Annotated in this window: 17 protein-coding genes and 1 tRNA gene; 6 read left to right on the top strand and 12 right to left on the bottom strand. The window is 64.1% G+C overall.

The features are described 5' to 3' along the window. Positions 1-807, bottom strand: an 807-nt coding sequence (locus JOZ00_RS13515) for a hypothetical protein (protein WP_293344461.1), incomplete at its 3' end; no start/stop codon positions are given. 268 nt (positions 808-1,075) lie between these two features. Here JOZ00_RS13515 and JOZ00_RS13510 point away from each other — a divergent pair. Next, a complete protein-coding gene (locus tag JOZ00_RS13510) occupies positions 1,076-2,263 on the top strand; it encodes an oxygenase MpaB family protein (protein WP_293344460.1) in 1,188 nt (395 codons plus the stop codon). A gap of 110 nt (positions 2,264-2,373) precedes the next feature. Next, on the top strand, positions 2,374-3,783 hold the full coding sequence (locus JOZ00_RS13505; protein WP_293344459.1) for an adenylate/guanylate cyclase domain-containing protein: 1,410 nt from the start codon (positions 2,374-2,376) through the stop codon (positions 3,781-3,783). 104 nt (positions 3,784-3,887) lie between these two features. Here JOZ00_RS13505 and JOZ00_RS13500 read toward each other — a convergent pair whose 3' ends face one another. The 7 genes from JOZ00_RS13500 to pgm form a co-directional block, all read right to left on the bottom strand. Beyond that, positions 3,888-6,038: a hypothetical protein gene (locus JOZ00_RS13500; RefSeq protein WP_293344458.1), complete on the bottom strand. Its 2,151-nt coding sequence runs from the start codon at positions 6,036-6,038 to the stop codon at positions 3,888-3,890. Between the two features lie 73 nt (positions 6,039-6,111). Beyond that, a complete protein-coding gene (locus JOZ00_RS13495; RefSeq protein ID WP_293344457.1) occupies positions 6,112-7,329 on the bottom strand; it encodes an FAD/NAD(P)-binding oxidoreductase in 1,218 nt (405 codons plus the stop codon). A gap of 4 nt (positions 7,330-7,333) precedes the next feature. Then, positions 7,334-7,522, bottom strand: coding sequence for a ferredoxin (locus JOZ00_RS13490; protein ID WP_067349764.1), 189 nt, complete (start codon positions 7,520-7,522; stop codon positions 7,334-7,336). Continuing rightward, on the bottom strand, positions 7,519-8,433 hold the full coding sequence (locus tag JOZ00_RS13485) for a metal-dependent hydrolase (protein ID WP_293344456.1): 915 nt from the start codon (positions 8,431-8,433) through the stop codon (positions 7,519-7,521). The genes JOZ00_RS13490 and JOZ00_RS13485 overlap by 4 nt, the downstream gene beginning before the upstream one ends. 321 nt (positions 8,434-8,754) lie before the next feature. After that, positions 8,755-8,827: transfer RNA gene (locus tag JOZ00_RS13480), tRNA-Ala, on the bottom strand. Positions 8,828-8,880: 53 nt separating this feature from the next. After that, positions 8,881-10,104 (bottom strand): MFS transporter, encoded by a 1,224-nt coding sequence (locus tag JOZ00_RS13475; protein WP_293344462.1) that lies wholly within the window; start codon positions 10,102-10,104, stop codon positions 8,881-8,883. 53 nt (positions 10,105-10,157) lie between these two features. Next, a complete protein-coding gene (pgm, locus tag JOZ00_RS13470; protein WP_293344455.1) occupies positions 10,158-11,801 on the bottom strand; it encodes a phosphoglucomutase (alpha-D-glucose-1,6-bisphosphate-dependent) in 1,644 nt (547 codons plus the stop codon). A 140-nt stretch (positions 11,802-11,941) separates the two neighbouring features. Here pgm and crcB (JOZ00_RS13465) point away from each other — a divergent pair, with 140 nt between their 5' ends. Both crcB (JOZ00_RS13465) and crcB (JOZ00_RS13460) read left to right on the top strand, forming a co-directional pair. Next, positions 11,942-12,337, top strand: coding sequence for a fluoride efflux transporter CrcB (gene crcB, locus JOZ00_RS13465; protein WP_293344454.1), 396 nt, complete (start codon positions 11,942-11,944; stop codon positions 12,335-12,337). Then, positions 12,334-12,702 (top strand): fluoride efflux transporter CrcB, encoded by a 369-nt coding sequence (crcB, locus tag JOZ00_RS13460; RefSeq protein WP_293344453.1) that lies wholly within the window; start codon positions 12,334-12,336, stop codon positions 12,700-12,702. Before crcB (JOZ00_RS13465) ends, crcB (JOZ00_RS13460) begins: the two co-directional genes overlap by 4 nt. Positions 12,703-12,713: 11 nt before the next feature. Here the strand turns inward: crcB (JOZ00_RS13460) and JOZ00_RS13455 are convergent, their stop codons facing one another. From JOZ00_RS13455 to JOZ00_RS13440, 4 genes are read right to left on the bottom strand one after another with little or no spacing between them, the layout of a single operon-like run. After that, the gene (locus JOZ00_RS13455) at positions 12,714-13,340 is read right to left on the bottom strand and encodes a GNAT family N-acetyltransferase (protein WP_293344452.1); all 627 of its coding nucleotides are present in this window, start codon (positions 13,338-13,340) and stop codon (positions 12,714-12,716) included. 47 nt (positions 13,341-13,387) lie between these two features. Further along, a complete protein-coding gene (locus JOZ00_RS13450; RefSeq protein ID WP_293344451.1) occupies positions 13,388-13,744 on the bottom strand; it encodes a DUF488 family protein in 357 nt (118 codons plus the stop codon). A gap of 26 nt (positions 13,745-13,770) precedes the next feature. Continuing rightward, on the bottom strand, positions 13,771-14,478 hold the full coding sequence (locus JOZ00_RS13445; RefSeq protein ID WP_293344450.1) for a DsbA family protein: 708 nt from the start codon (positions 14,476-14,478) through the stop codon (positions 13,771-13,773). Between the two features lie 17 nt (positions 14,479-14,495). Next, positions 14,496-15,416, bottom strand: a complete 921-nt coding sequence (locus JOZ00_RS13440) for a CoA ester lyase (protein WP_293344449.1) — start codon at positions 15,414-15,416, stop codon at positions 14,496-14,498. Positions 15,417-15,603: 187 nt separating this feature from the next. On the opposite strand from JOZ00_RS13440, the gene JOZ00_RS13435 reads away from it, so the two are divergent. Continuing rightward, a complete protein-coding gene (locus JOZ00_RS13435; protein WP_293344448.1) occupies positions 15,604-16,170 on the top strand; it encodes a hemerythrin domain-containing protein in 567 nt (188 codons plus the stop codon). A gap of 36 nt (positions 16,171-16,206) precedes the next feature. Then, positions 16,207-16,697 (top strand): protein adenylyltransferase SelO family protein (locus JOZ00_RS13430; RefSeq protein WP_293344447.1); only part of this gene is annotated, 491 nt, incomplete at its 3' end.

The raw sequence follows: 16,697 nt of genomic DNA, 5'->3' as shown, positions 1-16,697 counted from the left end.
CAAACCCTTTCGGTACAAGCATGATTGGGCGGTTGCGCTGCCCTGGATCTCCAGCCGCAAGCCGCTGGTGTCGGTGACCGCGATGCGCGAGGTACCCGGCACGTGAAGGCCGGCCCATCCGTAATCCACGGTCAACTCCGTCACCGGATCGTTGGCGCTATTGTGAAAGATGTAGCCGCACAGGTATTTCCGACCACCGTTGATCAGCTGGGTGCAATTCATGGTGAAGTCTGGGCCATACAGCATCGGGATCCAATTCCAGCCCTCGATGGTGCTCCACTCGCGGTCCCCCCAGGACTTGTCTCGCTGACCGAGGCCGTCGATCTCGTAGGTCGTTCCGCTCATCTTTACGGTGCCTGTGACCCGTCCGGACTGCTCCATGTGCACATCGGCGATCCCGGGTGGGATGTACAGCCCAGGAGGTGCTTCGGCACGAAAATCGAACGGCGCGTGCAGCGCAGTCCATGTCAGGTCCACCTCGTCTTGGCCCCGCAGCAGTAGCCGCCACTTCGACATCGGTTCGCTCATGTGGAACTCCAGAGCGCCCACCTTTAGCCGGCTGGGATCGGGGGTACCGGTGTAGCGGGTGTTGAGTCTGGCGTAGCCGCCCTCAACTCTGCCATTCCGCATGGTGTACAGCAGCGCGTCAGCAGTGTGATTGCTGGGCCGATATCCAATGCGGGCCAAGCCCGTTGCGTCCGATCCGGCGTCGAACCAACTGAAGAAGAAGCTTTCCTGCCAGTGACGGTGTGGCCCCGGTGCGTGCATGAATTCGTCATCGGCGTCGACCATCGCGTCCGTCCTCACGATTCACAGACAAATGTGGTGGCAACAAGAATCTCAAAGACTACGTGACATATCGGTACTCGCAACGTTTTTGGCCGACATTGGCGCCAACGACATCCACGACGATTCGAAGCCCCATAGAAAGTGGGCATCGCATTTTGTCGAACACTTCTACACCAGTTCTCTCGCCGGCCATCCCACGCTGTCCAGTGGTTTGCTAGGAAGCAAAACTAAAGTCCCCCGGCATATCTCGTCCTGAAATAACCCCACGCCGTGCGCAGAATCTGTCATGCTTTGGCGCATGGCGCGCGTAAAAAATGCCTCCGGTTTGACGAAGGCAAAGCTCGATGAAATGCGAAAGAAAGGCGACCCGGTAGCCGATTGCGCGGTCAAGGCGGTATTCAAGCGGGACGGTGTCGGCGCTGTCAACGACATGCTGCACAAGCTGGTGCGCGTCGATCAGCCAGTCCCGGCGGAGCTGCCCCCGGAGGTCCAAACGTTCCTGAAAGAAACCGTGGACCTGCCCGACTGGGCCGACATGGGCAAGATCGCACGCGGACAGAAGCTATTCGAGACAATGGGTATCGAGATCACGTTGTGCCTGTTCTGCGCCTCGCTCCCGTCGGCGTACGCGGCAGCCAAAGCCGTGAAGGTGTTGTACCTGACCGCGCAGCTCGATACCAACGCACGCCGACGGGTAATGGAGACCGCCCAGTTCCTGTTCGACGTGCTCAACCCCGGCAGCCTCGACAAGAACGGTGTGGGCCGGCGCACCATCCAGAAGATTCGGCTGATGCACGCCGCGGTGCGCCTGCTGATCGAGGAGCGCCGCAAACAGCAGCCGCACATGTGGCATCGCGATTGGGGCACACCGATCAACCAGGAGGACCTCGCCGCGACGCTGCTGGTTTTCTGGTTTGTCGTCGGCGAACCGATGGAGCACCTGGGCGTGTCAGTGCCCGCCGCGGACAAGGACGCATACCTGCACTTATGGAACGTCATCGGGCATCAGCTCGGCGTGTGCGATGAGCTATTGGTGTTTGACGTCTCCGAGGCCAACGCGCTGATCGACCTCATCCGGCGCAGGCAGTTCAAGGCGTCACCCGAGGGGCAGCACATGACCCGTGCGCTCCTTGTACTGCTCGACCAGCTCACGCCCTTGCGACAGTTCGACGAGACGATTCCCCCATTGATCCGCCATCTGATCGGCGACAACACCGCGGACCTGCTGCTCGTGCCACAGTCCGATCTTGGGGGCGAGGTCAGGCGAGTCCAGCGCATCACCAACTGGGTTTACGTTCGCGTTTTTGGCCGCCCGGGCAGGCAGGATTCCGGGCGCTATGAAGTCGTGTCGGGCATTGCCCGACCGTTCACGAGGGAACTGCTGCGCGGGATGTTCGACCTCGAGCGAGGTGGCACGCGGGCGTCGTTCGCCTTGCCCACTCACCTCGCCCGCAAATGGGAGCTCACAAAGTGACTTCGCGGCAATAATTCGTCCGAGAAATCCACTAAGGGACTCGAACCCCTGTCTTACCCTCAGCGAAATCTGCACTGCCGGGTTGCGGCTCTGCGATTTAGGTTGGAGTCATGAGCAATACCAGGTCCCAGTTGTCGGTTCTGAAGCAAAAGGCCGATGGGGCCGTCGCGGATGCCATCGCACGGCTCATCGAGCAGGGCGAAGACCATGGGCTCAATCGGATCAACGCCCTTGACTTTGCCAAGCGCACCGGCTTCGACGAAGAAATGGTGATCTCCGGCTTTTTGCATGCCTCGCGACTTGGCCTGTTCGATCTCACCTGGAATGTGCTTTGTCCCGGTTGCAGCGGCGTGCTGGACGCACACGACACACTGAAATCGCTGCGCGAAGATGACTACCACTGTGGGTTATGCGCCTGTGGCTACGAGCCGTCCGTCGACGAGCAGGTCGAGGTGGCCTTTACGGTGAGTCCCAAGGTCAGGCGAATTGCCGCCCACGATCCCAACACGCTGCCGCTATGGGATTACTACAAGCAGGTCTTCTGGAGTTCGGGCATCGACCTCGACGAGGATTCCTTTGCGTCGCTGACCGAGGAACTGACACTCGATGCGCTGGAGCTTCCCGCCGGCCACAAGGCGGTGCTGTCGATAGAGCTTCCGCCGCAATTCATCATCGTTTTCGAGCCGGTAACGCATTCCGCGCATTTCATCGACGTCCAGGGCGAGCCGACCACAGAACCTCAACAGCTCGGGGTTGTCTTCAACAAATCGCATCCCCCGACCGGGTCGACCACCTTGCGTCCGGGTCCGCTGCGGCTGGCTCTCGACAATGAGTCCAACGTGCGAACGCTGCCCACCGTCTTTGTCTCGGCCGACGCTCTCCACCGTCTGCTGGGCAAGCGCAGGCCCTTCCTCACCGCCAAGCGAATGCTGTCGAACCAGACGTTTCGCGATGTGTTCAAGGCCGACAATCTCAACATCGATCAGCGTCTCAAGATCACCTCGTTGACCTTTCTGTTCACCGACTTGAAGGGGTCGACCGCGCTTTACGAGCGGGTGGGAGACCTCGCCGCGTTCGACCTGGTGCGCGCACATTTCCGCGCGCTTCTGGAAATCATCGCGGCCGAGAAGGGCGCTGTGGTCAAGACGATCGGCGACGCTGTGATGGCGACCTTTGTCCAGCCGGACCAGGCGCTCGTCGCGGGCTTGCGGATGCGGGCCGCGATGGACAAGCTCAATGCCGAGCGCGGCAAGTCCGACCTGATCGTAAAGATCGGCATCCATGAGGGGCCGTGTCTCGCGGTGATGCTGAATGAGCGGCAGGACTACTTCGGCCAGACCGTCAACATCGCGGCGCGGGTGCAGAGCCTGTCGACCTCGCAGGAGATCCACGTCACCGGTCCCGTCATCGAAGCGCCCGGCGTGGCCGCCATCCTGGAGAAGGAGGCGATCAGACCGATTCGGAAGGAGGCCGCGCTGCGCGGCATCGCCGACAAGATGGTGGTGTACGAGATTCCATAGCTGATGCGGATTATGTTGTGCGAGAACAGTATTCGTAGTCTGTGCGGCCTCCGGCCCACACGCGAGACAGCCAAGAGGACTCGCAGGCGGTTCAGCCCCGCTCGTTAACTGCGGTTTCTTTCTCGGTTTTTGACGGCGTCAAGAGAGCATTGCGGAAGCCGCTGCAGTGTGTCGGGATCGCTCTGGGCCCGCAGGCGGCGGCGTCCGTCCTCTTCGGCGTCAACGCCAACCGATAACTCGTCCCCGGACCCGCTGGCCGGATCGACGAGAAGCTGCAGTTCGCCGGAGTCGACGAACAACACCGCATCATCGTGGGAAAGCCTCCACGGGTGGCCATCGGTGGGCCACCGGCCACCGATGACCCGGACGCCCTCGCCGTCACCCGCCTCGCCTTCGTCCGCATCCGCCATGACGCAATCGACCCATAATTTCGCCGGCACCGGACGGAAGTACACCGCGAGGCGCTGGCGGTTGAGGTCCAGGTCGACCGGCATTCCGATCGGAGGAAGTGATGTGCCCTCGGGTTGGTCGTTCAGCGATTTCTTGACCTGACGGGAACCGATGCCGGCGCCGAACCAGTCGATGGTCAGGACGGTGGTGATGTACTGCGCGATCGCCAGCGTCAACAATCCGCCCGCCCCGGCGGCGCCGACCCCAGCAGCCCCCGCTATCCAGGTCACCGGCAGCGCGAGCAGACCGACGACAGCCGCCGCGCCTGTGGCGGTGGCCACCTTTCCGGCTGTGGTCAAGCTGAAGTCCGCGTTCACGTCCGGCTCAGAATTCTGCGCCGGACGCACCCCCACGGTTCGCGGCAGCCGATCGAATCGCTCGCGAACTCGCTTGACCTCCGCCTCGTACTCCTCGGTGCTGAGGTGACCGGTGCGCTTCTTCTGACCAACCAGTTTCAGCGTCTGCTCGAGAAACTCGATGGAGTCGACGTCCTCTCGTAATACCTCTTTGCCCTTTGGGTCGCGCGGGATGTCGCCCAGGCCCATCTCGTACACCACCTTGAAGGTGGCCTTGAAGTCGTAGAGCTTGGTGTCGGCGCTCACGGTTCCATCGACGACCAATCGGCCGTCCTCGGTTCGCGGCACAATGTCGGCGTCGAGGGCGTCGAGGCTGCGGTCTTGCCCACCGATGCTGATGGTCTTCGGGCCCGCCAGCGCGCACGGCGCATCGGGATCAAAGTCGCTCTCGTCGAGATCGAAACTGTTCATCACGGTGTCACGGACCTGCCGCAGAATGCTCCACCCGGTGACGGCCAAAGCCGCCCTCTCGCGGGGGTTTTCGGCAAGGACGGACGCGGGTAGTTCCTCCCCGAGCGGCAACTCGCGCAGTGTCTGCAGCTGCACCACCATGGATTCCTCGGTGACCTCACCGACGTCGAAGCGTTGCACGACGGCGTCGAGTTCCTTGGCCGTGCTGTCGTCTTGTGCCTCCGGATCGACATCTACCGGTGACGGCAGTAGCGTCTGAATCCCGTTGTCTCCCATTGCCTCTAGTTGCGGGCGGACCGCATCGGCGATTTGGGCGGCAAGCGAGTCGAGGACCCGGGTTCTGGCTTCGTCGTCGGACAGGCCGGGGTGCTGCAGTTTCTCCAGGTTCACCATCAGCTCCCCGGCGATGCTGTGAGTTATCCAATGCGCTTCGGCGTAGTCGAGTTCCCAGCTGATCCGCGGGTCCTGGCCCTTGAAAATGGTGACACCGTCCTCACGCCGCTCGACGTGCGGGGCGAACAGCCAACCGACGTGCTGGTCCGGCAGCGGGGTGGCCACCAACACGGGAGCATCCTGGGAGGTGAAGTTCAGGGCGATCGTCTGCTTGCCCGGCTCTATTTGGTGTGGTTCGAGCTGATCGTGAATTGTCAGCCGCCCGAACAGCGGGATCTCGTTGTACGCAATCTCGCGCGACTCTCCGGCACGCGGACCATCCGGGATCGTGATAGTAGCCGGGGGCAGCGATACCAGCGGGATGCAGGTAACGGAGTCGATAACGATCTTGGAATCGAATATCGCGAGGTCTATTGCGAAGTGCCGCAGCGGGTCGCGAAGTTCACCGTCGGCTTCCTCCTGCCACAGCCGCCCACGAGAGTCGAGGACGAACCAGACGCGATCCAGGGTGAGGTCAAGGGTGGCCGTCGCGGAGTAACCGGTGCCGTCGACGGACTGCGTGTACTTGTCGCCGCTGAACATCTCGACCGTCTGATCCTGCACGCGTTCGCGATGGATTTCGATGATCGTGTCGGGGCGATGCATGTGGATGCTGTACCCAAAAAGGCGCGTCTCGAGTCGCCCCGAGTGTCATGGGGGATTACGAAGTCCACGTCTGCTAGTCCGGTGGGCTCGGCGGGAATTCGGCGCGCTTCTCGATGGCCTCTCGATAGGCATGTACCCGGCCCGGGATCGTCCCGAGCACCGCGATGGTGCGACCGCCCCGCCCGTAAGCGCCGACGAATTCCCACCCGTCCGGACTGCCTTCGATGATCTCGACGGCGTCGTATTCAGTTGGTACGCCCAGCATTTGCAGCTTGACGTCGTATTGGTCGGACCAGAAGTACGGCACCTCGTCGAAGGCTTCGGCGTGCTCGGGTCCGGCCAGCAGTGTGCGCGCCGCGGCCGCGCCCTGGCGTCCGGCGTCGTCCCAGTGCTCGGTACGCAGGTGTCGGTCATAGAGCGGATGCCACCAGCGCGCGACGTCACCGGCCGCGACGACAATGCCGTCGCCGTCATTGCCCTCGGCGATTCCTTTGGCATCGCAGACCACCCCGTCGTCCAGATGCAGACCCGAGCCTTCCAGCCAGCCGGTGGCTGGCGTAACGCCGAGACCGACGATCACGACATCGGCTGGTACCTGCGAACCGTCGGCGAGTCGAACTGCTTCGATATGTCCGTTGCCGACGAATTCGTCGACGCCCACGCCGACGCGCAAGTCCACACCATGTTCGCGATGCAACTTCGCCCAACACGGCGCCAACTCAGCGCCTAACGCTTGAACCAGCGGCCCAGCGGCCTTCTCCACGAGCACGACATCCAGCCCCCGCAATCGGCAGGTCGCAGCGACCTCGCTGCCGATGAATCCGCCCCCGATCACCACGACCCGAGGACGCGAGCCGAGTCGTTTTCGAATCGCCAGACAGTCCTCTACCGTTCGCAGCAGAAACACCCCATCGGGGACTTGGCCGCCCGGCCATTCGCGCGGCTCTGCGCCGCTGGCTATTACGACTCCATCGAAATCCAAGGACAGGTTCTGACCGTCGTCGCGAACCTGGACCGTACCTGCGGATAGGTCCAGCCCAACCGCAGATGCCCCCCTGAGCACCCGCGCGTCCGTGTCGAACTGCGGCGCCATGTCGATGCCCGCTCGGTGCACCTGACCGCTGAGCAGCTTCTTCGACAGCGGCGGTCGATGGTAGGGGGCTTGTCGTTCGGCGCCGACGATCGTGAGGGCGCCGTCATAGCCGTCCCGTCGCAACGTTTCCGCCGCCCCCATCCCGGCCACGCCGGCACCGACGACGACGACCTGCTGCAGCTGTCGATGTGTGGGCATCGCGTCAGTCCTCCACCACGATCGCCCCGGTGGGGCAGGACACTTCGGCGGCTCTCAACGGACCGCGTAGCTCCCGCCGCGGCTGCTCCTGGAGTACATGCAGACCGTCTTCTCGTACGTCGAATACCTCGTGGCACAGGCTCATGCACACGCCGTTGCCGTCGCAGGTGTCAAGATCCACTGAAACCTTCATCGAACCGCGGCCTTCCCTTCTAGCTGAGCCCGTTCGCGGGCGGCCTTCGCTGCCGGTGATTTCTTGATGTACTCGACCGCCATCGTCGTCACCGCTTCGGGACCGGGATGATGAGAAGGCCTCATGTACCTGGCGGGTTGCGTCACCATCAGCTGCCACGGACCGGGCAACTTGTACTCACGGGCCGCACGCCACCAGTCGCGCCAACGCCACTTCTGGTCGATCGTCGGGTCGTGGGCCATCAGATACTTCGCTCCGGCGATCCACCACCCGTAAAACAACGGGGTGGTCATCAGCATGGAAAACGCTCTGATGAAGTAGTTGCCGCACACGTGTTGGTAGACGTCGAACACCAGTGAGCGGTGTTCGACCTCCTCGGCGCCGTGCCAGCGCAGCAGATCCAGCATCATCGGGTCCGTGCCCGCATAATCCAGACCGCGGTTCTGCAGCACCCATTGACCCAGCATCGCGGTGTAATGCTCCAGCGCCGCTACGTCGGCCAGACGTCGATACAGCCACCACCGCTCCATCGCCGGCGGAAACCACTTGGGGGGATCACCCAGCGCCACCGACAGCATTTTCCGGAGTCGCGAGGTGTACGGCTTGGTGTCGATGCCCTGTTCGGCCAAATGATCGAGCACCACCTGGTGCGCCCAGGCATGCCAGGACTCCTGCTGGATGAAGGGTTTGATCGCCGCCTCCAGCTCCGGATCATCGACCAGGGATGACGCCTCGAGAACGGCCTTGATGAAGTGTCGCTCCCCTTCAGGTAGCAGCAGATGCAAGACGTTCATCATGTGGGTTGAGAACGGGTCGTCGGGCACCCAGTGCAGTGGCGTCTCGGACCAGTCGAATCGGACCATCCGGCGATAGCGCGGGTGTCCGTCGTGGTGAAGTTGGACCTCGGGCATCAGAAGCTCCTCCCGCCGACCGACCGTTGCCTGTCGGTCGATCCTTTCCGTTGAGAAATGATTCGACCCGCGACCGAACCGGACCAGAGGCGCCGGTTCGCTGCGAACAACCGTTCACTCAGCCGCGTACCCACGCGGGCGGTCGGTCATGCGTACCAGCGGTACCAGGAAGCTGAGAATTTTGTGCGCTGGGTTCTTGGAGGCGCGCGACCGGTCTGATCTGGCAGCACAGCTGCAGCATCCGGATTGACGCCGGGCGTGATCACACTGGAATGCTGCTGGAGGCATTGACGCGGGACGTGACCCGCACTTCCATCTGGGTGGAGCTAAGGGGACTCGAACCCCTGACCCCCACACTGCCAGTGTGGTGCGCTACCAGCTGCGCCATAGCCCCAAGTCGTGCCAATCGAAGCTACACCACCGGCAACCGTCCTTCAAAGTTGCTGCTCAGGCGAGGTCCCGTCCGTCTGCGACGGCAGGTGCCCTCGGTTCCGGCTCAACCGCCGCCGGCTCGAGCGGCGGCCGCGTTTCCGGCGAAAGCACCCACGCGCCGGCGGCGATCAGCAGAACGATCCCGCTGATGCCGAAGCCCCAACCGAAGCTCACCTCTTCGGCCACCCAGCCGACCGCCACGGAGCCGACGATGGCGCCGAGATCTGAGAGCATCTGCACCGCCGCCACCGGCATACCGGCGCGCGCCTGGCTGCCCAGGATGTCGGCGACCGCGGCCTGCATCGGTGACATGAAAATGCCCGTGGTCGCACCGGACACAAATGCCGCGATCATGAACGCCGTCAACGACGACACCGCACCCAGACAGATGGTCGCCACACCGGACGTTGCCAGGCCGACGATCAACAACGACCGTCGCCCCATCCGGTCGGACAGGTAGCCACTGGGGATGACGGCCACCGCATTCCCGGCCGCGAATGCGCCCAGCACCAGGCCGATCATGCCGATGCTTCGGTGCATGACGTCGGAGACGAACAGCGGGACGAGCGCGACGCGGAGCCCGAACGCCGCCCAGCCGGTCGCGAAGTTGGACAGCAGCGCCGACCAATACGCGCGAAACCGCAACGCCTCGTGCATCGTCACCGTCGATCGTGTCGCCGGCGGGGGCGCGGCCAACGCCGAATGCCTCAGGCCGTAGTGCAGCACCACCGCCACAATCAGCATCGCGGCGCCGTAAACGATGAACGGGGCGGTCAGTCCCCAACTACCGGTCAGCCCGCCGATCGCCGGACCGCAGACCGCGCCGATCATGAACGACGTGGTGAAGATCCCGGCGATCCGGCCGCGCACATCGGCCGGGCTGATGTGGATCATCAACCCCAACGCCGAGACATAGAACATCGTCGACCCGACGCCGCTGATAATCCGGAACAGCATTAGTTGCCAGTAGGCCTGGGAGTACGCGCACGCGGCGGTGGCCAACCCGACGATCAGCAAACCGGCGATGTAGATCCGCCGTTCGCCCAACCGTTGTGCCAACAGTCCGCTTATCGGTGCGAAGCACAGTCGGCTCAACGAGAAGGCGGTGACCAGGAAAGTCACCGCCTTGATGCCGACGCCGAAAGTACGGGCAAAGGAGGGTAACGCCGGCGAGATGACACCGTAGCCCAGCGCGACCATCACGTTCGCCCAGCTGAGAATCCAGACTTCGCGTGGCAGCCGTGCAGAACCAGCACCGCGCGCGCCCGGGCGGGCAAGGCGAAGGGAAAGGGTCACCCAATGACTTTATTAACTACCTCGCGCGCGGCTTCCTGCACCTCGGCCAAATGCTCGGATCCGTTGAAGGATTCGGCGTAAATCTTGTAGACATCCTCGGTCCCCGAGGGCCGCGCAGCAAACCACGCGTTGGCGGTCGTGACCTTCAGGCCGCCCAGTGCCGCGCCGTTGCCAGGCGCGCTGGTCAGCTTCGCGGTGATCGGCTCTCCGGCCAATTCGGTGGCGGCGACCTGCTCGGCCGAGAGCTTCGACAGCCGGGCTTTCTGGTCGCGGTCGGCGGGCGCGTCGACCCGCGCATACACCGGCGCGCCGTACTCGGCCGTGAGCTCCTGGTAGCGCTGCGATGGGCTCAGCCCGGTGACGGCCAGGATCTCGGAGGCCAGCAGCGCCAGGATGATGCCGTCCTTGTCGGTGGTCCACACCGAGCCGTCGCGTCGCAGGAACGACGCCCCCGCCGACTCCTCGCCCCCGAAGCCGATGGTGCCGCCGATCAGGCCGTCGACGAACCACTTGAACCCGACCGGCACCTCGATGAGTTTCCGCCCGATACCGGCGACCACCCGGTCGATGATCGATGAGCTCACCGCGGTCTTGCCGACGGCGATGCCACCGGGCCACGAGGGCCGATAGGTGTAGAGGTAGTCGATCGCCACCGCCAGGTAGTGGTTCGGGTTGAGCAGGCCCCCGTCGGGGGTGACGATGCCGTGCCGGTCGGAGTCGGCGTCGTTGCCGGTGGCGATCTGGTAGCGGTCCGGGTTGGCAGAGACAACGGCAAGGAGCCCAGCCATGGCATCCGGCGAGCTGCAGTCCATCCGGATCTTGCCGTCATGGTCGAGCGTCATGAACCGCCATGTCGCGTCGACCAACGGATTGACCACGGTCAGGTCGAGATTGTGCCGCTCGGCGATGGCACCCCAGTAATCCACGCTGGCCCCGCCGAGCGGGTCGGCCCCGATTCGCACCTTGGCCTTGCGGATCGCGTCGAGGTCGACCACATTCGGCAAGTCGGCGACGTAGGCGTCCATGTAGTCGTGACGCTGGGCGGTCTGCAAAGCCCGGGCCAAGGGCACCCGCTTCACACCCGAGCCGCTGCGCAGAATCTCGTTGGCGCGCTTGGCGATCGCGTTGGTGGCGTCGGTGTCCGCCGGGCCGCCGTTGGGCGGGTTGTACTTGAAGCCGCCGTCGTACGGCGGGTTGTGCGAGGGCGTCACGACGATCCCGTCAGCCAGCGCATCGGTGCGGCCGCGGTTGTACGTGAGGATGGCGTGGCTGACCGCCGGCGTCGGCGTATAGCGGTCGGCCGAGTCGATCATCGCCACCACGTCATTGGCGGCGAGCACCTCGAGCGCCGAAACCCATGCCGGCTCCGAAAGACCGTGCGTGTCACGGCCGATGAACAACGGGCCGCTCGTGCCGTGCTCGGCGCGGTACTCGACGATGGCTTGGGTGATCGCCAGGATGTGGGCCTCGTTGAACGCTCCATTCAGCGCCGACCCGCGGTGACCCGAGGTGCCGAACGCCACCTGCTGCGCGACGTCGTCGGGGTCGGGCTCCATCGAGTAGTAAGAAGTGACGAGATGGGGCAGGTCGACAAGGTCTTCGGGCTGGGCCGGCTGACCGGCACGCGGGTTGGCCACCATGTCTACCGATTGTGCCCGCAATCGGGCCGGTCTGACGCCCGAGGCACCTTTCCGACTCCTCAGATACTTCCGGCATTCACCAACCGGCAAGCCTCGCCCTAGGCTGCTACCGTCGGCCCGCACATTGAAGGGAATAACCTGTGGCACACGATTATCGAGAGCTGGCCGCGATATTCGTCGGTGGGGCGCTGGGCACCCTGGCTCGCACGGGGCTGAGCATTCTGCTCGTCACCGACCCGGCGAGCTGGCCGTGGCCGACATTTGCGGTCAATATCGTCGGCGCGTTCCTGGTGGGCTACTTCGTGACCCGGCTGCTCGAGCGGCTACCGATCACCAGCTACCGGCGTCCGCTGCTCGGCACCGGACTTTGCGGTGGGCTGACCACCTTCTCGACCATGCAAGTCGAGAGCGTCAGGATGATCGAACATGGCCATTGGGCCCTTGCCGGCGCCTACACCGTCACCAGCATCGTGCTGGGCCTGCTGGCCGTGCAGCTGTCCACCGCGCTGGTGCGCCGGGTGCGGGTACGCGGATGACGGCGACTCTGGTCTGGGGCGCCGTCGCGCTCATCGGTGGCGTGGGATCGGTGTTGCGGTTCCTGATCGACCGCGCGGTGGCGCGCCGGGTGGCCCGGCCGTTTCCGTTCGGCACCCTGGCCGTGAACATCAGCGGTGCCGCACTTCTGGGCTTCCTCGGAGGACTCACTCTGAGCAAGGATGCGGCCCTGCTGGCCGGCACCGCGTTCGTCGGCGCCTACACCACGTTCTCCACCTGGATGCTGGAAACGCAGCGACTCGGCGAGGAGCGTCAGGTGCGCGCCGCGGTCGCCAACATCATCGTCAGCGTCGTCCTGGGCATCGCGGCGGCACTACTCGGACAGCAACTCGCCCAGCACATCTGAGTTGACGGACGTCAGGCCTCGCGGCTGCCCGGGACGTCATCGCGCGTGCGGGGCAACACGTACAGCGCCATCCGCCGGTTGGCCATGTCGTGCTCGCCGAGAAAGACGCAGCCGCCACGTTCGCAGAACTTGCGCGCCAACGCGTTGCGATGGTCGGGATCGAACATGATTCGGCGGCACAGCGGGTCGAGCGTGAGGATGCTGATCACCAGGTGTGGCAGCAGGAAACTGACGTGCCCCTGCTTCACGTAGTCCAGATCCGCAACCGCGACGTGCAGGCCGAGATCATGCGGATCAGAGTCGTAGCGGGGGGCGATGGAATCCTTTGCCGCCCGGTACAATTCGATGTATCCGCGGTCCACTCCGTCCAAGCTGGCGATGAAGGGCCGAGAAAAGCTGCCGTCGAGTTGCGCCGTCAGGTAACGGCGCCAGCGCTCTGCCGGCCACGCGGACTCCCACCCCTCGACCAGGTGCGGCCGGCTCATCCACTCGGCGATCATCTCCGCATCGGCGTCCGGATCGACGAGGCGCATACCGTACGGGTCGGGCAATTCCGGGATCGGCGGCGCCGGGACACTGCGGACTTCATCGGAAATATCGCTTAGTTCCCGCGGCAGTATGGGTTCGGTATCAGTCATTTCAACGGGCGAGCCTACCCTTGAGCTCTTGCTGGTCGAGACCGTTTTCACCGTGCTTTCAGGAGCCCGGCGAGCACCGCCGCCTGACTGATGTCCAACTCGCGTGTCGCCGTGACCAGCGTTGTGGTTCCGTGTTTGGCCAGCTCGCGCAAATCCTTGAGCGCGGGGCTGTCACGCAGCTCCGCCTTGTAGCGCGAAGCGAATTCGTCGAACCTTTCGGACCGGTGGTGATACCACTCCCGGAGATCCTTCGACGGTGCGACGTCTTTGCGCCAGATGCCCACTCGCGGGTCGTCTTTGCGCACGCCCCGAGGCCAGACGCGATCGACCAGCACCCGCTGTCCATCGTCGGGACTGACTTCGTCGTAGACCCGCGCCACCCGGACCTGCTTTTTGGCGGTCACCCGGTCAGGGTAATCACGGGTCGGTGTCAACGGCCAGCTTGCGCGCGGCCGGTGAGGCGATCGAGATCGATGACCTCACCACGGTTGATGCTGACCCAGTCCCGTCCGTCGAGGTACGGACGCAGGCTTCGGCCGATGAGCTCGGCGTCGGCGGGCGCCTTCGGCCGCTGAAGCTCGTAGACGTGCGGGAGCTCGGCCATGCCCGTCACGACGTTCCACAGCGTCAGGGCATCCCGGCCGGTAGGTGGATCGACCAGTACCGGCCCAAACAAGCACTGCCCCAACAGAAATAGCGTCGGCACTCCGAAACCGCCCGCATCGATGACCCTTTCGTGGTCCGCCCGCACCTCGTCGTGGGTGGTCGAATCTTGCAGCGCCGCTTCGAAAACCGCGTCGCCGGCGCCGATGTCGCTCAACAGGCGACGAGCGACGGCGGGATCGTGCGGTTTGCCGCCCAGCGCGTGCAGTTCCCGTCCGATCGCGGCGTACCAGCGATCCAGCAGCGACATGTCCGTCCGGCGAAGTTGCGCACCGATCCGCATCAATGACCAGCCGTAGGACCACTCGCGCTCCCACGGATGCTTCTTGCCCTCCGAGCGGTTGACCTCCTCGAGGCTGAAAAACCGCCAGTTGATCCTCAGGCCGAGTTGCTCGCGTACGTCGCGGATCCACAGCGAAGTCTGGTAAGCGAACGGGCACATCGGGTCGAAATGGAAATCCACGGAAGCACTCATCGGACCCGCCTTGAAGATCAGTAGTGATAGGTGTCCGACGGCGCGGGCGAATGATCCCGTTCTTCGTCGTCGAAGTCCGACGCCTCGATGCCGTAGGCGCGGGCCAGCTCGAGGATCTTGGTGGCCCGCGCGATGCGCGGCAGGTCGGAGCCGTTGCGGATCTCTCCCCCGTCACGCTCGAACTCGCCGAAAAACTCTTTCGCCCAAGCGATTTCGTCTTGCGACGGTGACAGGCCCTCGTTGACCACCGTGCACTGCTCGGGAGAGAGGCAGATCTTGCCGGTCATCCCGAATTCGGTGGACACCGAGGTGGCTTCAATCAGCTTGCGCGCGTTGGAGCCGATGGTTGGCCCATCGATCGCGCTGGGCAGGCTGGCCGCCTTGGAGGCGATGGTGAAGCGGGACCGCGTGTACGCCAGGGTCGCCGGATCCTCTCCGAGGCCGGTGTCGCGCCGGAAGTCTCCGATGCCGAAGGCGAGCCGGAACGTGCCCTTGGTCGCGGCGATCTCGGTGATGCGTTCCAGACCCCGAGCGGTTTCGACCAGCGCCACGATGAGCACGTTGGGCAGTCGCTTCGCCGTCTCGGTGACGTGGTCGACCGATTCGACCATCGCCAGCATCACGCCACCGACCGTGGTGTCGGCCAGTGCGGCCAGGTCGTCGGCCCACCAGGGGGTGCCGAAACCGTTGATGCGAACCCAGTCCGTGTTTCCGGCCTGCAGCCAGTTCACCACGTTGTCGCGCGCCGCCTGCTTGTCCTTGGGCGCGACCGCGTCTTCGATGTCGAGAACGACGATGTCGGCGCGGGAATGCACCGCAGACTGGAACCGGTCGGCATGCGCGCCGTTGACCAGCAGCCAACTGCGGGCAAGGACCGGGTCGATGCGAGAACCGATGTCTTCGGGTTCGATCGCGCTGCTGTTGACCTGTTCGTACATTTCAGCTGCTCTGTCGTCTCTTCACTGGGTCAGTGTCCGGCTTGTCATCCTTCACCGTAGCGATTCTCACCAGAACCGGTGCCGACGGCCGCACGCGTTTATGCGCTGCCACGTCGGGTATTTCTGTCTAAACCGCACTCAGCCCACAGTGCGCAATCCCATCCCCTTATTACCGGAGGTATCGGCAATGACAGAAATGATTGTCGAGACGCCCGACGATGTCGTCGCATTCCTGAAAGCGCAGCACAACCTCATCGAGGACATGTTCGATGAGGTACTGCACGCTACAGATCCGCAAGCACGGGAAAAGCCGTTCGCCACGCTGCGCCAACTGCTGGCCGTGCACGAGACCGCTGAGGAAATGGTGGTGCACCCGCGGGTCCGCAAGGAGGACAAGAGCGGCGATGAAATTGTCGACGCCAGGCTGAAAGAAGAGCACGAAGCCAAGGAGTTGCTCTCCGAAATCGAGAAACTCGACATCACCTCGCAGCAGTTCATCAACGAAGTCACCAAGCTGCGCGAAGCCGTGCTCGAACACGCCCGGCAAGAGGAGATCGAAGAATTCCCGGTGTTGGAGCGGGAAGTCGATGCCAACGACCTCAAGCGGATGGGAGCCGCGGTACGCGCTTCCGAGGCCATCGCGCCAACCCACCCGCATCCCGGCGTGGAGTCGGCGAAGCTCAATTTCGCCCTCGGACCGTTCGCGGCCATGATCGACCGCGCCCGCGACCTCATTGGCCGAGCCATCGGCTAGCGGTTGACGCCGGCCGAGTTTCCGTAGGCTCGATGAATGAGCGTTGCACCGGAAACGACCCTCGCTTTACAAGGCCGGTTCTTTCGCGAGTTACCGGAATTGGCCGTCCGCTGGCAGGCCGAGACGTCTCCCGATTTGCGGCTACTGGTGCTCAACGAACAACTCGCCGCGCAACTCGGCCTGGACGCCACCTGGCTGCGCAGTCCCGACGGGGTCCGCTTCCTTGCCGGCAACCACGTGCCGAGCGGTGCCACTCCCGTCGCGCAGGCCTACGCCGGACATCAGTTCGGCGGCTTCGTCCCGCGGCTGGGCGACGGGCGCGCGCTGCTGCTCGGTGAGCTGACCGACTCCGATGGCCGCCTGCGCGACATCCACCTCAAGGGCTCCGGCCAAACACCGTTCGCGCGAGGCGGCGACGGACTGGCCGCCGTGGGCCCGATGCTGCGCGAATACATCATCAGCGAGGCGATGCACGCCTTGGACGTGCCGACGACGCGGTCGCTGGCCGTCGTGAGCACCGGGCGCCC

Source organism: Mycobacterium sp. (genome assembly GCF_019243155.1).
Classification (GTDB): Bacteria; Actinomycetota; Actinomycetes; order Mycobacteriales; family Mycobacteriaceae; genus Mycobacterium.
The sequence above is the reverse complement of the archived record's forward strand: the minus strand, read 5'-3'. Positions and strand labels throughout refer to the sequence as shown.

Coding starts and splice junctions, on each gene's coding strand:
- JOZ00_RS13510 (WP_293344460.1), top strand. CDS start 1,076: ATGCTTTGGCGCATGGCGCGCGTAAAAAATGCCTCCGGTTTGACGAAG.
- JOZ00_RS13505 (WP_293344459.1), top strand. CDS start 2,374: ATGAGCAATACCAGGTCCCAGTTGTCGGTTCTGAAGCAAAAGGCCGAT.
- JOZ00_RS13500 (WP_293344458.1), bottom strand. CDS start 6,038: ATGCATCGCCCCGACACGATCATCGAAATCCATCGCGAACGCGTGCAG.
- JOZ00_RS13495 (WP_293344457.1), bottom strand. CDS start 7,329: ATGCCCACACATCGACAGCTGCAGCAGGTCGTCGTCGTCGGTGCCGGC.
- JOZ00_RS13490 (WP_067349764.1), bottom strand. CDS start 7,522: ATGAAGGTTTCAGTGGATCTTGACACCTGCGACGGCAACGGCGTGTGC.
- JOZ00_RS13485 (WP_293344456.1), bottom strand. CDS start 8,433: ATGCCCGAGGTCCAACTTCACCACGACGGACACCCGCGCTATCGCCGG.
- pgm (WP_293344455.1), bottom strand. CDS start 11,801: ATGGTGGCCAACCCGCGTGCCGGTCAGCCGGCCCAGCCCGAAGACCTT.
- crcB (WP_293344453.1), top strand. CDS start 12,334: ATGACGGCGACTCTGGTCTGGGGCGCCGTCGCGCTCATCGGTGGCGTG.
- JOZ00_RS13455 (WP_293344452.1), bottom strand. CDS start 13,340: ATGACTGATACCGAACCCATACTGCCGCGGGAACTAAGCGATATTTCC.
- JOZ00_RS13445 (WP_293344450.1), bottom strand. CDS start 14,478: ATGAGTGCTTCCGTGGATTTCCATTTCGACCCGATGTGCCCGTTCGCT.
- JOZ00_RS13440 (WP_293344449.1), bottom strand. CDS start 15,416: ATGTACGAACAGGTCAACAGCAGCGCGATCGAACCCGAAGACATCGGT.
- JOZ00_RS13435 (WP_293344448.1), top strand. CDS start 15,604: ATGACAGAAATGATTGTCGAGACGCCCGACGATGTCGTCGCATTCCTG.